11 protein-coding genes, 2 tRNA genes and 2 rRNA genes are annotated in these 15,504 nt (G+C 47.0%); 10 read left to right on the top strand and 5 right to left on the bottom strand.

The window, feature by feature from the left end:
• Positions 1–85: 85 nt before the first annotated feature.
• Positions 86–268 (bottom strand): PspC domain-containing protein, encoded by a 183-nt coding sequence (locus NQ518_RS09090; RefSeq protein WP_227962221.1) that lies wholly within the window; start codon positions 266–268, stop codon positions 86–88.
• An 88-nt stretch (positions 269–356) separates the two neighbouring features.
• Complete coding sequence (gene argR / locus NQ518_RS09085) at positions 357–830, bottom strand: arginine repressor (RefSeq protein WP_004350948.1); 474 nt, start codon at positions 828–830, stop codon at positions 357–359.
• Positions 831–1,095: 265 nt separating this feature from the next.
• On the opposite strand from argR, the gene NQ518_RS09080 reads away from it, so the two are divergent.
• The 4 genes from NQ518_RS09080 to NQ518_RS09065 all read left to right on the top strand — a co-directional run bounded on the left by NQ518_RS09080 (position 1,096) and on the right by NQ518_RS09065 (position 5,549).
• The gene (locus NQ518_RS09080) at positions 1,096–2,283 is read left to right on the top strand and encodes an alpha/beta hydrolase family protein (protein ID WP_227962224.1); all 1,188 of its coding nucleotides are present in this window, start codon (positions 1,096–1,098) and stop codon (positions 2,281–2,283) included.
• A gap of 2 nt (positions 2,284–2,285) precedes the next feature.
• A complete protein-coding gene (locus NQ518_RS09075) occupies positions 2,286–2,654 on the top strand; it encodes a thioesterase family protein (protein ID WP_102696461.1) in 369 nt (122 codons plus the stop codon).
• 186 nt (positions 2,655–2,840) lie between these two features.
• A complete protein-coding gene (locus tag NQ518_RS09070; RefSeq protein WP_102696462.1) occupies positions 2,841–3,665 on the top strand; it encodes an ankyrin repeat domain-containing protein in 825 nt (274 codons plus the stop codon).
• A 693-nt stretch (positions 3,666–4,358) separates the two neighbouring features.
• A complete protein-coding gene (locus NQ518_RS09065; protein WP_227962226.1) occupies positions 4,359–5,549 on the top strand; it encodes a hypothetical protein in 1,191 nt (396 codons plus the stop codon).
• A 75-nt stretch (positions 5,550–5,624) separates the two neighbouring features.
• Here NQ518_RS09065 and NQ518_RS09060 read toward each other — a convergent pair whose 3' ends face one another.
• From NQ518_RS09060 to NQ518_RS09050, 3 genes are read right to left on the bottom strand one after another with little or no spacing between them, the layout of a single operon-like run.
• Positions 5,625–6,134 carry a virulence RhuM family protein gene (locus tag NQ518_RS09060; protein ID WP_227962228.1) on the bottom strand — a complete coding sequence of 170 codons (510 nt, stop codon included), beginning with the start codon at positions 6,132–6,134 and terminating at the stop codon, positions 5,625–5,627.
• A 27-nt stretch (positions 6,135–6,161) separates the two neighbouring features.
• A complete protein-coding gene (locus NQ518_RS09055; RefSeq protein ID WP_227962230.1) occupies positions 6,162–6,809 on the bottom strand; it encodes a DUF4923 family protein in 648 nt (215 codons plus the stop codon).
• A gap of 5 nt (positions 6,810–6,814) precedes the next feature.
• Positions 6,815–7,531: a Bax inhibitor-1/YccA family protein gene (locus tag NQ518_RS09050; protein ID WP_227962234.1), complete on the bottom strand. Its 717-nt coding sequence runs from the start codon at positions 7,529–7,531 to the stop codon at positions 6,815–6,817.
• 220 nt (positions 7,532–7,751) lie between these two features.
• Here NQ518_RS09050 and NQ518_RS09045 point away from each other — a divergent pair, with 220 nt between their 5' ends.
• The 6 genes from NQ518_RS09045 to NQ518_RS09020 all read left to right on the top strand — a co-directional run bounded on the left by NQ518_RS09045 (position 7,752) and on the right by NQ518_RS09020 (position 15,414).
• On the top strand, positions 7,752–8,306 hold the full coding sequence (locus tag NQ518_RS09045; protein WP_227207167.1) for a sugar O-acetyltransferase: 555 nt from the start codon (positions 7,752–7,754) through the stop codon (positions 8,304–8,306).
• A gap of 701 nt (positions 8,307–9,007) precedes the next feature.
• On the top strand, positions 9,008–9,685 hold the full coding sequence (locus NQ518_RS09040) for a four helix bundle suffix domain-containing protein (protein WP_227207155.1): 678 nt from the start codon (positions 9,008–9,010) through the stop codon (positions 9,683–9,685).
• A 441-nt stretch (positions 9,686–10,126) separates the two neighbouring features.
• Positions 10,127–11,658 (top strand): 16S ribosomal RNA (locus tag NQ518_RS09035).
• A 281-nt stretch (positions 11,659–11,939) separates the two neighbouring features.
• Positions 11,940–12,013: transfer RNA gene (locus NQ518_RS09030), tRNA-Ile, on the top strand.
• A 180-nt stretch (positions 12,014–12,193) separates the two neighbouring features.
• Positions 12,194–12,267 (top strand) — tRNA-Ala (locus tag NQ518_RS09025).
• Positions 12,268–12,508: 241 nt separating this feature from the next.
• A 23S ribosomal RNA gene (locus tag NQ518_RS09020) occupies positions 12,509–15,414 on the top strand.
• Together the 16S and 23S rRNA genes with 2 tRNA genes alongside form the textbook arrangement of a ribosomal RNA operon.
• The last annotated feature ends 90 nt before the right edge of the window (positions 15,415–15,504 follow it).

Here is a 15,504-nt window from a genome sequence, read left to right as displayed (position 1 = left end):
GTATGCACACTAAAGCATGCGCGGGACGCAGGTAAAATCGCATCCCGTGAAGCCATGTGTGCCATGAAACAACTCTCGTTACCGGTTATTTCTTGGGGATAATCATCCACAAAACGAGGTAAAGTATCAGTCCGCTGAAAGCGGTAAACACCGTTGCGATGGCATAGAGTACGCGAAAGACGGTTGGGTCTACATCAAAATACTCGGCCAGTCCGCCACAAACTCCTCCAATCATCTTGTTGCTGGATAAGGTTAATTTCTTCTTCATGACATTTTTCCTTTTGTTTTTACTTGTATGTTAGACGTTGCCGAGGCCAGAAAAGTTGCATGCTTTCCCGCCATGCGTTTATTTTTCATTACATATTCAACAGCAGATCGTTGAGTATGTCTGTTATCTCGTGTTCGCTCACTCCAGCCTTAACGACGATGAAGATGGTATCGTCGCCTGCGATGGTCCCCAGTATTTCCGGGATGTCGCTGTTGTCCAAGTTGTATGCGATGCTGCTGGCGTAGCCCGGACGGGTTTTGATCACGCCGATGTTGCCAGAGAAATTGATGGACAGGAACCCCGGCGTGCGCATCATTTCTCGTGCCGAGGCAGGATTGTGCACCCGGCGATACATAGTTTCGTTGGGCAGAACGTACACATATTTGCCATTCATGCTGGCCGCTTTGGCAACCTTCAACTGCTTCAGGTCACGACTCAAGGTGGCCTGTGTCAGCTCGAAACCTTCTTTTTTCAGTTCGTCGAGCAGCTCTTTCTGACTGCCTATCTCCTTGCTCGAAATAAGCATTTTGATGGTTTCTATTCTATCTTCTTTTAACTTCATCGTTTGTAAGATTATTCACTGGTTGCTGCAAATATAATGAATTTTGCATAAAAACAAAACGATTCTTGCCAAAACCAACATTTATATACACTTATTAACAGAGAAGAAGTGGAGGGTATCATCTGCTCTTGTCTACGAAAAAGGTCTGGTAAAACCGCTACTGCCATGGGCGAGGCAAATGGAGGTTTATGAGAAAAATGTGCTTTCAAGGAAGAGGATGTCGAAGAATAATGCTATCTTTGCGTGACAACCAAGCAAATAATTGATGATGATGAACAAACAAACCTATCGATGGGGAGCCACCCTGCTGCTTGTGCTCGTGCTGTCTCTGCCCGCTTTCTCGCATACCAAACGCGCCATGCGCGAGCGATTTATCGCTAAAGCTGAAGTGCCTATCATTGGTGAGCGACTCAAGAAGGAATGGATGAAAACTACCCGAGCACGTCTGGGGCTGTATTATAGGGCGCGTACGCTGACGCATAATGGGGTGTCTATGCCGTTGTGGTGGACGGTCTACGGTGATAAACCTGCCGATGGTTATAGCTTGTTCATCTCGCTTCATGGGGGAGGTGGAACTACACAAGAGGTGAACAATCAGCAGTGGGAGAACCAAAAACACCTTTATCGTCCCCAACAGGCGGTATATGTGGCACCTCGTGCGCCATGGAATTTGTGGAATATGTGGTGTCATGAAGGTATCGACCCACTTTACGAACAGCTTATTCAGATGTGCGTGGCCTTCGAGGGCGTTAATCCAGACAAGGTGTACCTCATGGGTTACTCGGCTGGCGGCGATGGTGTGTGGCGCATGGCCCCGCGCATGGCCGACTCGTGGGCGGCGGCTTCGATGATGGCAGGCCATCCGGGTGATGTTTCATTACTGAATCTTCGCAACTTGCCTTTCATGATTTGGTGCGGTGAACACGATGCTGCCTACAATCGTAATACGTTGGCAGCACAGCGGGGACTGCAAATGGACTCGCTGCAACAGCACGATCCTATGGGATACGTTCATCAAACACATATAATAAAAGGTGCGGGACATTGGATGAATCGGGTTGATTCGGCTGCAGTGCCATGGATGCAACAATTCCGCCGCAACCCTTATCCCAAGCAAATTGTGTGGCGGCAGGCCGAAGTGGTGAAGCCTTATTTCTATTGGTTGGGCGCACCTAAGCAAGAGTTGGCACCAGGCAAGATGGTGCGTGCGTCCATTCATGGTAATCAGGTGGACATCACCGCGTGCGATTACTCCTCGCTGTCCATCTATCTCAATGACGACTTGGTTGATTTGGATAAAGCAGTAACCATTAAATATGGCAAGCGATTGCTGTTTCGTAGACGTGTCAGGCGCAAGGAGTCGACCATGTGGCAAACGCTCTTTCAGCGTAACGACTGGGCGTACATGTTCCCCGCCATGGTTGAAGTGAATATTGAATCTAAAACACGATAACAATGTTAAAAGAAGGATTGACCCATACCAGCCGCTTGACCGTGACCGAAGCGCAAACCGCACAAGTCATCGGCTCGGGCGATTTGCCCGTGTTGGCAACGCCTGCCATGCTGGCCTTGATGGAAAACGCTGCCATGCTGGCAGTGGCCAATGAATTGGAAGAAGGACAAACCACGGTGGGCGGGCATATCAGCTCGTCGCATCTCAAGCCGAGTAAGGTGGGGGCGATGGTGGAAGCCACGGCCACTTTGACAAAGATTGACCGCCGCAAACTGTTTTTTCACATAGTGGCTAAGCAGGATGGTGAGGTGATTGGCGAGGGCGAGCATCTGCGCTTCGTAGTAGTCAGGCAACGCTTCATGCAGGGATAACAAACGGGTGTTTTCGCCAGAACAAAAAGGATGAAATTCTTTTGTAGCTCATCTTTTAATAGGTGGCCAGGTTCTGAGTTGACCATATACGCCACTTATGGCCAAAAGATATGCCTTCTGTTTACAATGGTCATAGCATGGATAATATTATAAAGATTTTTGGTGTTAATCCTGATATAAAAAGTAATGAAAGCAATTGTTAGACTGTTAGTCATAACCTGCTTGTTACTCTCTTGTTCAAGTAGTAACAGAGAGAAGTCTGTAGACCGTGCAGAACTATCTAATATTGATTATCGTGTTTTTCAAAACACTCCAGCTTGGCAATTAGCCAAAGCTGTTCAAGATGAAGATACAGAAGAGATTGACAAGATTGTTTCTGAGAATCCAAGAATAATTAATTACCAAGATTCTAAGTACGGCAATACCCTATTAATGCTAACAATTATGAATCAGCAGTTAAAATCATTTAATACTTTATTGAAAAATGGGGCAGAAGTTAATACACATAATACATATGATGGCACATCTCCTCTTATTGAGGCTTGTTCCTCAAAATACTACAATCTTATCTTTGCCAAAACACTAATTGAATATGGTGCTAATATAAATGATATTGAGACAGGCAAAAGAAGAAAAGGGAATAGTACAAGGCTTACTCCTCTAATAGCAGCATCTAAAACTGGAAATTTAGATTTAGTTAAATTTTTAGTAATGAAAGGGGCAGATATAAATTATCAAAATGAATTCGGCCAATCTGCGTTAAGTGAATCTGTAATGGTAAGTAATTATGAGATAGCCTATTATCTACTATGTAATGGGGCAGATTATAATAATCCAATTTTTTACAGATATGATTATTCTGTACCAGTAGAAAAAAGTGATCCAAAAGATAAAGGAAAACCAATGTATTTAACAGATGTATTAAAAGAGGATATATCAGATGATGATACAAATGCGTATAAATACAAAGTGCTAATTATGAAGTTCCTAAAAAGTAAGGAAAGTAAATGATATTCTAACTAATACTGCAGATTGTAAGTTAGCAATGTAATAACAGGTATCGTTATGATGCTGTGGATAATATCCTCGGTATCACGAAAGTCAACCTTGTTTTGCTGACGAAACTCAACAAAACAACGCTTCATGCAGGGATGACGCGCAGTGCTTTCGCCAGAACAAAAAGGATGAAATTCTTTTGTAGCTCATCTTTTAATAGGTGGCTGGTTCTGAGTTGACCATATACGCCACTATGATGCTGTGTTGGGAAGATGGCTGTGTGTGGATCCGTTGCAAGAAAAAAGTCTATATGTATCTACAAATTTTTACATAACCCTCAAATCCGCAACTAAGCCCTTGAACGTCCTTATTGCGTTTACACGTCCCCTCATTACTGAATTTGCAGATAATTTGAACTTGAAACACCCACTTCTGCCTACAATATCCCCTTACCCCACAATGTGACTTGAGGCAATTGGAAATAATTCCCCAAAAGGAGTGAGTCTCTCAGATTTAATTTGTATCTTCGCCATGTCTATCGTCGGATTCTCTTGTTTTTTTTTGCAACACTAAGATAAGTGAAAATTCTGACATGGAAAAATCCTGAGCAACTTTTTGTTGCTCAGATACTTAAAAAGTTTAATTTATAATAGTGTTGCGGAATTAAGGAATATGAAAAAAACACTACTAATCACTTACATTTTTTGCATGATAGTTGCCACTGGGCATGCCTGCACGGCAGCGGTAATAACGGGCAAAGCCACCAAAGACGGTCGGCCTATGATATGGAAAGTGCGTGATACAGACGCCCTACAAAACTGCATGCGTTTTTTCAAAGGACAGAAATATGACTTTATTGGCGTTGTAGATTGCCAACCTCGATCAAAAGAAGAAGTGTGGTTGGGAACAAACACGGCAGGATTTTCAATTATAAACACACAATCATTCAATCTTGAGAAAACGGTTAACGGTATAGAGCCGGGTGGGAAAAATGGCGAGTTCATGTACAAAACGCTTAGCGTTTGCGCCACCGTACAAGACCTAAGGCACTATCTTGATACCACTAAGCTCGTAGGACTGTGCGCCAACTTTGGTGTAATCGATGCTGAGGGAGGAGCCGTGTGGGTGGAAGTTAGCACGCGAAGTTATCATTTTTTTGACGTAAACGACCCCAAAATAGCACCCAATGGATATGCCGTGAGAACAAATTTCAGTTTCACAGGAGAGCCCAACGAGGGGTTGGGATACGTGCGTTATAAAACTGCCGATGATGCTTTAAGCCAAGCCGCAAAAGCCAAAGCTATCACCCCCGACTGGATATTCGAACATTTAGACCGCTCTTTCCTTAACCCCAAACTTGGCATAGACCTACACGATGGCACCCACAACATTCCCAACACATCCGGATGGTTTGTTGACCACGATTTCATCTCAAGAGTGGGAACAGCTTGCTCAGGTGTTATCGAAGGGGTAAAACTGCACGAGAACCCTGAGCTAACAACCATGTGGACCGTCATTGGCTATCCTCCTGTGAGCACAGCGTTTCCCTTTTGGGTTAAAAACGCGGATAAATTGCTACCAGCTTTATACACGATCGGGGCAGGCCAGAAAGTGACCGTTTTCGGAAAGAAAGTGGACACGCTAAAAGATCGGGTTTATTCCTATCACCAAGGAATTGGTTCTGACAGATATTTCAATTGGGAAGCGCTCTACAACAAACAGGGCGATGGAATTATGCAAAAATTGAAACCTGTTGAGAAAGAAATTTTCAACAAGACCAACGCCGTGTCCATGAAATGGTATGAGAACGGTAAAGTTAACACAAAAGAGCTCGAATCATTATACCTCACGCTAACCAATTATGTCACATTAAGTTACAAGCATCTGTTCGATTTGTAACACACGACTGCTTGATGTATGACAAATAAGAAACGGATTGAAAGTTTACAATGTATTTTCAATTATTACTGTCCGCTAAACATAGAAATCCTCATTCCAACTCATTGAGACACAATAGTTCGGATGACAGCATGTTAGTGACTTACCCAAAAGTTTAGCGGACAGTAATATAAAATAATCGTGACCAAACTGCTCGCCTTGCTCCAGTCGCTGTTTATCGAGAACATAACCTTTTGTGATAAACGAATTTAGCACTTTTGTGGCCCACTTCCTAAAATAGGTGGCTTGCTCAGAGTTGACTCGATACCCTACTGCGATAATGGCGTCCAAAGGATAAAATGCCACTTCTCGTGTTACTTGGCGAGTGCCTTCGTTTTGAACTATTCGGAATTTCCGAAAAGTTGCCTCTTCCGATAGCTTTCCCGTATTGAAGATACTTTTTAGATGTTCGTTGATGGTACTCACGTTCACATTGAACAACTCTGCCATGCGTTTTTGAGTAAGCCAAAAAGTTCCATCTTCGTAGCGTACTTGAATGCTTACGTCGCCATTGTCGCTCGTGTATAATATCAGGCTGCTCTCCATGATTGATTTACTATCGCCTTGGTCTACCTACTTTCCCATTTCGAATCCCATGCGGATGCCATCGTAATTTTTGCTGATCTTGCCGACGGTTTCTAACTTGCTGTTACCGCTGATGCTGGCGATGGCCTGAAAAAGGGTGAGCAGCTTTTTCGATTCCATGAGAAAGCTCATGCCTTTTGGCGTGCGCTTGACGTAACAAGGAAGCGTAATCAGGAACGTCTGCAAATCCAGTTTGCATTCGTCTGCATGATAAATGTACGAGCCTTGAAAGGTCTTGCCAGCCAACTGAATGGTGAAGGTCTTGTCCTTGTTTAACTGAAGAGCGGTGTTGCTTGCATTGAATCCAACGCTTTGGTACGGTGCTTTCAGCTTCTCCTTGGCCTGTGTGGCCGCCACTTCGCCTCCTGCTTTCGCCAAAGCGTTCTTACTGGTGAACGCCACACCCGGTTGGGTGTAGTGCCACGAGCCATAAAGCTGGGCCTCGGTTGGCTTGTCCAGACCAATCACGCTGTTGAAAGCGTTGCCTAAGGCATCGCCGTTGGTCATGGCACTGAATATTTGGCCAAACGTGCTTGTTTCTTTCTTTTGAGCCTGTGCGGAATCTGTTTGCAAGCTACCACAACTCATCAGTGCCGCACAAATTAGGGCGACACACGTCAAATGGATAGATTTCATAGGCTTTACTCTCTCCTTCCGAATATCCGCAGCAAATACAAGAACAGGTTGATGAAGTCGAGATACAGTGACAGCGCACCCAATAGGGCCACCTTTTGCGCACCTTCGCCCATGTCTGTCTGCATGGCCAACATCTGTTTAATCTTCTGAGTGTCGTATGCGGTAAGTCCTACGAAAATCAATACGCCTGCATAACTGAGGATTAAGTCGAAGCCACTGCTCTTAACCAAGAATATGTTGACCAGAGTAGCGATAATCAGTCCGATGAGGGCCATCAAGAGAAGTTTGCCCCAGGATGATAAATCGCGCTTGGTAAAATAGCCGTAGGCTGCCATCACTCCAAAGGTGCCGGCCGTGATGAAGAACACGTTGGCGATGGAGGACATGGTGTACACGGCGAATATCAGCGACAGCGTGGCGCCGTTCAGAACCGAATAGAGCACAAAAAGCAGCGTGGCTGTCGTGAGGGACAGTCTGTTGATGGCTGCCGAAATGGCGATGACGATAGCCAGTTCGGCTATGATGAGGCCCCACATGATGGCTGGAGTCTGAAAGATGGTCATCATCAAGCTGGGTGATGAAGCCACGCCATAGGCCGTTATGCCGGTGAGAACCAGCGCCAAGGTCATCCAAACATATACTTTTCGCATGAGAGCTGGGAAGGCCAGTGACAACGAACCCTCTTGCTCTCTAATCAATCTGTCTAAATCATTTACTTCCATAAATCTTTTTTATTGGTGTATTTGTTTGCAAAGATAAATTATTTATGTGAAGGATGCAAATCTATCTGACTCCATGCAGTTAAAAAGATTAGGCGCAACACTTGGCTCACACATCATGGCTTTCTGTTGAAGATCATCAGCAGGACATGCTGTGTTTCCGTTGTTTTCTTTGTGGCAATGCTCGAAAAAGTGTAACTTTACCACCAAGAAAAAGAAAATGATGAAGACCGAATTTGAAAAGATGCGTACAGAGGAGCGGTATTCCTTTGCAGACCCAGAGATTGCGGCCAGTATTGCACATGCAATAGACTTGTGCCGCCAGTTGCAGACCATGACGCTCACCGACGAGCATTATCGTGATGTCATCGAACGACTCATCCCCGGCATCCCGAAGAGCGCCACCATCTGTCCGCCCTTTCATTGCGACCATGGCAGCGGTATCACGATAGGCGAGCATACGTTTCTTAATTACAACTGTACTATCTTGGACGGGGCTTATGTGCGCATAGGGCATCATGTCCTCATTGGGCCCAATTGCCAGTTGTATACACCGCAGCATCCGATGAACTATTTGGAACGACGTTTGCCGCAAGAAACCTCTTATCCTATCAGCATCGGCGATGATACATGGTTGGGTGGGGGTGTCATCGTGTGTCCGGGTGTTACCATCGGCAAGCGTTGTATCATCGGAGCTGGTTCGGTGGTCACAACTGATATTCCCGATGACTGTATGGCAGCAGGCGTGCCAGCCAAGGTGAAAAAGCGGTTGGCGTGAAAAGATTGTCTGATTGATTGGGCTTATATAATAAGGTGTAGACATGGGTGAAAATACCAAGAAGATGGTACGGCCACCTGCAACTCAAAATGTTTATGCGGAAACTTCCATAAAAAGCGTATGCGTGGTCTATTAGAATATTAAAATCATCTTTTCACTTATTCCTTCAGTGTGTTTGATTTGTAAAGAATTAATCATCCTTCTATTTCTTTTTGATGCGTTTTTTGGCGTGATTTTCCTACTTGAAAGCCGATTGATAATTGAACGGAAATTGAATGAACATTGAACGAACAATCAATTTACCCCCTCCTAACTGCTTGATAATCAAGCATGGCTCCTTTATATACTAATAATACTAATAATACTGATTATACTAATTATCCGTCGTCGAACGTGCGTGCGAAAATCGTCGTCGTCGTCGATGTAAATATTTTTTTTAATAATAAGAAAAAGGAAACGCAACAGGTGCAATTCGTAATAGCAAGGAGGATAAGCGCCAATTGCATGGACATTGTCTTCCAATTGCATAGGGATTGACCGCCAATTGCATGGAGTTTGCTTGTCAACAGCATGTCTTTTGCCCGGCGGCAACCCACTTGTGAACGCACCAAATTTTTAACCCACTTTTCTTGCATTAGCTGGTCGGATGTTGTATCTTTGCAGAGCATGAAAAGCAAGTAATCGTTATCGAGGATTTGAAGATGGCTGACGGGGAGAACGAGAATCAATGGGTGTTGGGAAACGGTACACCGGTAGGAGAATTGAGATTCTATCAAAAGGCGGATGCCATCTTTCAGCTTACATTTTTGTTCTGTCAGAAGTTCCTGCCCAAGTATGGCGACCGAACGGTAGACCAAATGGTGCAGGCTGCGCGGTCGGGGAAACAAAATATCGTGGAAGGGCTGGAAGACGGAATCACGTCTACCGAGATGCAACTTAAACTGCTGAATGTTGCTCGCGGGTCGTTGCAGGAGTTGCGCGAAGATTACGAAGACTATCTGCACACGCGCAGGCTCGAGCTGTGGACCAGTCAGCACAAACGCTATGCTGGAATGCTGAAATTCTGTCGCACGCACAATCTCGCCGCCCACTACATGCCTTATGCCTCCAAGTGGACCGCTGAGGAATATTGCAACACGCTGCTCACACTGTGCCATCTTACCGACCGCATGATGTGCAATTATTTGAAGTACTTGGAAAAGCAGTTTGTTGAGCACGGTGGCATAAAAGAGCGCATGTATGCGGCTCGCACAGGTTATCGCAAGCAGCAAGACCGCCTCATGCAGCAGCTGAAGGAAGAGAACCAACGCCTGAAAGCCGAAAACAACCGCTTGAAAGAAGAGCTTTTGAAGCTTCGAGCCGCCGGGATGTCTCAATAAATGGCAGCAGCACACGCCCCCTAGCCTCCCTAGGAACCCTAGATTACCCAGAAAAAACGCCCCTTTCGCTTGATGTAAATCAAGTTTCTCTTAAAAATCAAACTTTTTTCTAAAAATATTTGGAGGTTGCCAAGAAAGTGTTTACTTTTGCACCCGCTTTCGAGAATGAAACACAAATGAAACACTCGTTAGCGATACAAAGAAGCGATCTTTGAAAAGATTTACATAAAGACAGAAGTAGTACAAGAAGCATGAGCGTTGTTAAAGATGCTCATGGGTGAATTTTTACGAACCGTTCAATTCTTACTAGAAACGAACAAAGGTGAGAATACTTTTAAATTCTGGAGTTTCGTTCTGAACAGAGAAACGAAGTTGGATAGATAGGCATGTTTTTGGCGCGAGCCTTATACATGATATTATCATCCATTTCAACTATATTTTACAATGTAGAGTTTGATCCTGGCTCAGGATGAACGCTAGCTACAGGCTTAACACATGCAAGTCGCAGGGTAACGTGAGGGAAGCTTGCTTCCCTTGACGACGACTGGCGCACGGGTGAGTAACGCGTATCCAACCTTCCCATGACCACGGGATAACCCGTTGAAAGACGGACTAATACCGTATGGCGTCGTTTGCTGACATCAAATAACGATTAAAGGTTTAGCGGTGATGGATGGGGATGCGTCTGATTAGCTTGTTGGCGGGGTAACGGCCCACCAAGGCGACGATCAGTAGGGGTTCTGAGAGGAAGGTCCCCCACATTGGAACTGAGACACGGTCCAAACTCCTACGGGAGGCAGCAGTGAGGAATATTGGTCAATGGGCGAGAGCCTGAACCAGCCAAGTAGCGTGCAGGATGACGGCCCTATGGGTTGTAAACTGCTTTTATGCGGGGATAAAGTGTGCGACGTGTCGTGCATTGCAGGTACCGCATGAATAAGGACCGGCTAATTCCGTGCCAGCAGCCGCGGTAATACGGAAGGTCCGGGCGTTATCCGGATTTATTGGGTTTAAAGGGAGCGTAGGCCGCCAGGTAAGCGTGTTGTGAAATGTATCGGCTCAACCGGTGAATTGCAGCGCGAACTGTCTGGCTTGAGTGCACGGTAAGCAGGCGGAATTCATGGTGTAGCGGTGAAATGCTTAGATATCATGAAGAACTCCGATTGCGAAGGCAGCTTGCTGCAGTGCGACTGACGCTGATGCTCGAAGGTGCGGGTATCAAACAGGATTAGATACCCTGGTAGTCCGCACGGTAAACGATGGATGCCCGCTGTCCGCCCCTTTGTGGCGGGTGGCCAAGCGAAAGCGTTAAGCATCCCACCTGGGGAGTACGCCGGCAACGGTGAAACTCAAAGGAATTGACGGGGGCCCGCACAAGCGGAGGAACATGTGGTTTAATTCGATGATACGCGAGGAACCTTACCCGGGCTTGAACTGCCGGTGAACGATACAGAGATGTTGAGGCCCTTCGGGGCGCCGGTGGAGGTGCTGCATGGTTGTCGTCAGCTCGTGCCGTGAGGTGTCGGCTTAAGTGCCATAACGAGCGCAACCCCTTTTTTCAGTTGCCATCAGGTAATGCTGGGCACTCTGGAGATACTGCCACCGCAAGGTGTGAGGAAGGTGGGGATGACGTCAAATCAGCACGGCCCTTACGTCCGGGGCTACACACGTGTTACAATGGGGCATACAGAGTGTTGGCTTAACGCAAGTTTGGTCTAATCTTCAAAGTGTCTCCCAGTTCGGACTGGGGTCTGCAACCCGACCCCACGAAGCTGGATTCGCTAGTAATCGCGCATCAGCCATGGCGCGGTGAATACGTTCCCGGGCCTTGTACACACCGCCCGTCAAGCCATGAAAGCCGGGGGTGCCTGAAGTCCGTAACCGTCAAGGAGCGGCCTAGGGCAAAACTGGTGATTGGGGCTAAGTCGTAACAAGGTAGCCGTACCGGAAGGTGCGGCTGGAACACCTCCTTTCTGGAGACGAAACAGAGTGTAATTCATAATTAAGAATTCATAATTCATAATTACGAATTCATTATGAAATCAACTAAACAAAATAGGTTGAGGAATTGCACGAAGGATTTATAAGGTGATATTTCTTATCAAGGTTTGTAAGAGAACCTGCCTGGAGCTGCCACAAGATGGCTCAAGGTATTTCTTGTACTGCTACATCTGTTTTTTAATATAAAGAGAAAAAGGAAGCCGGGCGAAGAAGAGTACGCGGCCCTGCGACTTGAATGAACACCGGGAACCACAGTCCTATAGCTCAGTTGGTTAGAGCGCCACACTGATAATGTGGAGGTCGGCAGTTCAAGTCTGCCTGGGACTACAGTCTTAATTCATAATTCTCAATTCATAATTCATAATTCATAATTAAACTAATTAGAATAGTTAGTTAGAATGGTATGACTTGATGTGGATTAACTTCTGCCTCTGAAAAATAATTCAATCAATTGTTGATTTAATGATAATTATGAATTATGAATTAACAATTATGAATTAAAAATCTGGGGGATTAGCTCAGCTGGCTAGAGCGCTTGCATGGCATGCAAGAGGTCAACGGTTCGAATCCGTTATTCTCCACTCATGGGAATGGTCTTTGAGGAAAGAAGAACTTTTAGTAACTATAAAGTTCAAAGTTCAAATCTCAAAGTTCAAAGTTTCCCAGCGATCTTTGACATATTGACACAAGCGAAACTGTAAAGTAGAACACAAGTCGTAAGACTTGATAATCAAAGCAATACAGCTGAAAGTATGAGTGACCAACCGGCCGCTTTCGACGTGAGCTTAATGCTCATTGACGATGGAGGTACGGTTGTGGCGAAAGAAAGTAGACAAGGGCGCATGGCGGATGCCTTGGCTCATGGAGGCGATGAAGGACGTGATAAGCTGCGATAAGCTTCGGGTAGGTGCAAATAACCTTTGATCCGGAGATTTCCGAATGGGACAACCCAGCTGCCACAAGGCAGTTATCACTGTCAATCAGTGAGGCGAACGGAGGGAACTGAAACATCTTAGTACCTCCAGGAAGAGAAAATAAATGAATGATTCCCCCAGTAGTGGCGAGCGAACGGGGAAGAGCCCAAACCGTCGCCGTAGCAATGCGGCGCCGGGGTTGTAGGACCGTGTCATTGTACCTGGAATGTGAGTGGAACGTCAATGGAAATTGCGGCCACAGCGGGTGAGAGCCCCTTACACGAAGCATTCCCGGGCATAACGGTATCCTGAGTAACGCGGAGCACGAGAAATTCTGCGCGAATCTGCCGGGACCATCCGGTAAGGCTAAATACTCCCATGAGACCGATAGTGAACCAGTACCGTGAGGGAAAGGTGAAAAGCACCTCGACGAGAGGAGTGAAACAGATCCTGAAACCATGCGCCTACAAGCGGTCGGAGCTGCCTTTGGCAGTGACGGCGTGCCTTTTGCATAATGAACCTACGAGTTACCATCTCTGGCGAGGTTAAGTGGTATGACCCACGCAACCGCAGTGAAAGCGAGGCTGAACAGGCCATCTAGTCAGAGGGGGTAGACGCGAAACCAAGTGATCTACACATGTCCAGGGTGAAGTTCCGGTAACACGGAATGGAGGCCCGCACCAATAAGCGTTGAAAAGCTTCTGGATGAGGTGTGTAGGAGTGAAAGGCCAATCAAACTTGGAGATAGCTCGTACTCCCCGAAAGGCATTTAGGTGCCGCGTGGGGTGATCTGCATGAGAGGTAGAGCGACCGATAGGTCAAGAGGGCTTCACCGCCTATCGCGACCTGACGAACTCCGAATGCTCATGCACTGCAGCCCTGCAGTAAGGGGGCGGGTGCTAAGGTCCGTCCCCGAGAGGAGAAGAATCCAGACCGCCATCTAAGGTCCCGAAGTTCTGCCTGAGTTAGTCTAACGAAGTCCGGTCCCCGTGACAGCTAGGATGTTGGCTTGGAAGCAGCCATTCATTCAAAGAGTGCGTAACAGCTCACTAGTCGAGGGTCCGGGCGTGGATAATAATCGGGTATAAGGCAGGCACCGAAGGTGCGGGATAGTAATGTATATTAAAAGTATCGGTAGGGGAGCATTCCATGTGCGTCGAATGTTGGGGGACGACCCTGGCTGGAGCGCATGGAAAAGCAAATGTAGGTATAAGTAACGATAAGGAGGGTGAGATTCCCTCCCGCCGCAAGACCAAGGTTTCCCGGGCAATGCCAATCAGCCCGGGGTCAGTCGGGTCCTAAGCCTCAGCCGAATGGCGAGGGCGATGGCAGACACGGTTAATATTCCGTGACTGCTGCATGATGCGATTGCGGAGACGGAGAAGTGACACCGCCGCGGGCTGACGGAATAGCCCGTTGAAGAGATTAGGCGCTGATCATGGCAGGCAAATCCACCATGAGAGCTGAATCTTGATAGTATGCCCATCCCCTCGGGGAAGGGCAATAGTGTGGGTAATCATGCTCCCGAGAAAATCCGCTAAGCTCCAGTCATGCAGCACCCGTACCGCAAACGGACACACGTAGTCGGGTTGAACATACTAAGGCGTTGAGAGATTCATGGTTAAGGAACTAGGCAAATTAACCCCGTAACTTCGGGAGAAGGGGTCCTCGTCATCGTGACGAGGCGCAGAGAATAGGTCCAGGCAACTGTTTAACAAAAACACAGGGCTGTGCTAACACGAAAGTTGATGTATACAGTCTGACACCTGCCCGGTGCCGGAAGGTTAAGAGGAGAGGTCATACATTAGTAGAAGCCTTGAATTGAAGCCCCGGTAAACGGCGGCCGTAACTATAACGGTCCTAAGGTAGCGAAATTCCTTGTCGGGTAAGTTCCGACCTGCACGAATGGTGTAATGATCCGGACACTGTCTCAATCATGATCTCAGTGAAATTGTAGTATCGGTGAAGATGCCGATTACCCGCGATGGGACGAAAAGACCCCGTGAACCTTTACTATAGCTTAGCATTGACCTCGGTCATCCGATGTGTAGGATAGGCCGGAGGCTTTGAAGTTGCCGCGCCAGCGGTGATGGAGCCATCCTTGAAATACGGCCCTTTGGCTGTCTGAGGTCTAACGCGCGGTAAGTGCGGACACTGCTTGGTGGGTAGTTTGACTGGGGTGGTCGCCTCCAAAAGCGTAACGGAGGCTTCCAAAGGTGCCCTCAGGTCGATTGGTAACCGACCTTTTAGAGTGCAATGGCATAAGGGCGCTTGACTGGGAGGCAGACATGCCGAGCAGGCAGGAAACTGGGGCATAGTGATCCGGTGCAAGTGTATGGAAACTGCATCGCTCAAAGGATAAAAGGTACTCCGGGGATAACAGGCTGATCCCCCCAAGAGCTCATATCGACGGGGTGGTTTGGCACCTCGATGTCGGCTCGTCACATCCTGGGGCTGGAGAAGGTCCCAAGGGTTGGGCTGTTCGCCCATTAAAGTGGCACGCGAGCTGGGTTCAGAACGTCGTGAGACAGTTCGGTCTCTATCTATCGTGGGCGCGGGAGTTTTGCGTGGTGCCGTCACTAGTACGAGAGGACCGTGATGGACAGACCTCCGGTTTACCAGTTGTGCCGCCAGGCGCACCGCTGGGTAGCTGAGTCTGGTTAGGATAAGCGCTGAAAGCATCTAAGTGCGAAGCCATCCGCAAGATTAGAACTCCACATAAGGGTCGTCGTAGACTACGACGTTGATAGGGTGCAGGTGTAAAGCCAGCGATGGCAAAGCCGAGCACTACTAATTGCCCAATAACTTTCTTTCCGCAAGGCCCATTCTTTCAGCTGGGCGCTTTGAGTTTTACCGTCGTGATTTATTCATGACTTTAGATTCGCTTGTATCGATACGTCATCC

Source organism: Hoylesella buccalis ATCC 35310 (assembly GCF_025151385.1).
Taxonomy (GTDB): Bacteria; Bacteroidota; Bacteroidia; order Bacteroidales; family Bacteroidaceae; genus Prevotella; species Prevotella buccalis.
This window is presented reverse-complemented; position numbering and strand designations above follow the sequence as displayed.